This is a genomic window from Chloroflexota bacterium (assembly GCA_018648225.1).
In the GTDB taxonomy this organism is placed as follows: Bacteria; Chloroflexota; Anaerolineae; order Anaerolineales; family UBA11858; genus NIOZ-UU35.
The window spans coordinates 1-1,629 of sequence record JABGRQ010000148.1 but is presented as its reverse complement, the minus strand read 5'-3'; the positions used below and the strand labels follow the sequence as shown (position 1 = coordinate 1,629).

The 1,629-nt window shown below is 58.0% G+C and carries 2 protein-coding genes and 1 tRNA gene; all 3 read left to right on the top strand.

Going from position 1 to position 1,629, the window contains the following annotated elements; genetic code table 11:
* On the top strand, positions 1-413 hold a 413-nt coding region (locus HN413_14195), incomplete at its 5' end, for a bifunctional 4'-phosphopantothenoylcysteine decarboxylase/phosphopantothenoylcysteine synthetase (protein ID MBT3391546.1).
* On the top strand, positions 410-1,426 hold the full coding sequence (locus HN413_14190) for a P1 family peptidase (protein MBT3391545.1): 1,017 nt from the start codon (positions 410-412) through the stop codon (positions 1,424-1,426). The genes HN413_14195 and HN413_14190, both read left to right, overlap by 4 nt.
* 18 nt (positions 1,427-1,444) lie before the next feature.
* Positions 1,445-1,516, top strand: a tRNA-Met gene (locus tag HN413_14185).
* The last annotated feature ends 113 nt before the right edge of the window (positions 1,517-1,629 follow it).

Genomic DNA, 1,629 nt, shown 5'->3' with positions numbered 1-1,629 from the left:
TGTTGATGAGCGCCGCGGTAGCCGATTTCCGCCCGGCCCAACCGGCCCAGCAAAAAATCAAAAAAATCACTGGCGCGCCATCGCTGCCACTTGCGCCAAACCCCGATATTCTCGCCGCCGTCCACCGGCAACGCGCCACAACAAATCAACCCCAAATTCTGGTCGGATTTGCTGCCGAAACCCAGGCCCTCATCGCCAATGCCGCAGACAAAATGCGCCGCAAAGGTTTGAACTTCATCGTCGCCAACGATGTCAGCGCCAGCGATGCCGGTTTCGCTGTCGATACCAACCGCGCCGCCCTGCTGCACGCCGATGGCCGCAAAGAAGAACTGCCACTGATGAGCAAATATGAAATTGGCGCCGAAGTCATCGCACGCGTCATAGCCCTGCTCAACCCCCAGGAGAGTTCATGAAGCTCCACAACGCCATCACCGATATTCCCGGCATCCAGGTTGGGCACGCGCAAGATTTGGATGCGATCACCGGCTGCACCGTAATTCTGTGCCCGGATGGCGCGGTTGGGGGCGTGGATCAGCGCGGGGGCGCGCCGGGCACGCGCGAGGTCGACGCGCTGCATCCTCTGCATTTGGTCAAGGAAGTACATGCGGTCGTGCTCTCGGGTGGCTCTGCTTTCGGGCTGGATTCCGCCTCGGGGGTGGTGCGCTACCTCGAAAAAAAAGGCATCGGTTTCAATGTCCAGGTGGCGCGCGTCCCCATCGTCCCTGCGGCCATTCTGTTTGATCTCGGCATTGGCCGCGCCGATATTCGCCCCGATGCCGAAATGGGCTATCAGGCCTGTATAAACGCCAGCACCCAGCCTCCCACACAAGGCAATTTCGGCGCAGGCACCGGCGCTACGGTGGGGAAAATTTTGGGCATGGGGCAGGCGATGAAGGCTGGCATTGGCACCGCCAGTATGGAAATTGGCGGCGGCGTGCTCGTTGGGGCCATTGTGGCGGTAAACGCCTTTGGCGACGTGATTAACCCCCGCGACGGTGAAATCATCGCCGGGGTACGCGCCGTAGACAAGGGGCCATTACACATAGGCGCGTCGGGCTATTTCGCCAACACGCTGGATGTGATGCAATCGCTGGTGGGGCGCACGGCGCTGGGGCTTGCCAGCCGCGGCAATACCGTGATCGGCGTGGTCGCCACCAATGCCAATTTCAACAAGGAAGACATCAACAAGGTAGCGCAAATGGCGCATGACGGCCTAGCGCGCACCATCCGCCCGGCGCACACGATGGTCGATGGCGATACAATTTTTGCTCTGGCAACCGGCAAGCGCAAAGCGGATGTTAATATCGTAGGCGCGTTTGCTGCCGAGGTTTTTGCGCAGGCCATATTGAATGCCGTTGATGCAGCCGAATCGCTGGGCGGCGTGCCCGCGATTTCAGAAATTGTTGACAAAAGCAATCGGGCGTAGTAAGATTTTCTCCGCTCAGGCGAGGTAGCTCAGTGGCAGAGCAGGGGACTCATAAGCCCTTGGTCGTGGGTTCAAATCCCACTCTCGCCACACAAAAGCTCTGAGAAATTTCTCAGAGCTTTTTCTTGTCTGGGCATAAACCACATCACTAAGTACACCGTAAACTAAGTAATATTGAATTTCTGATTTTCAGATTGAACCTT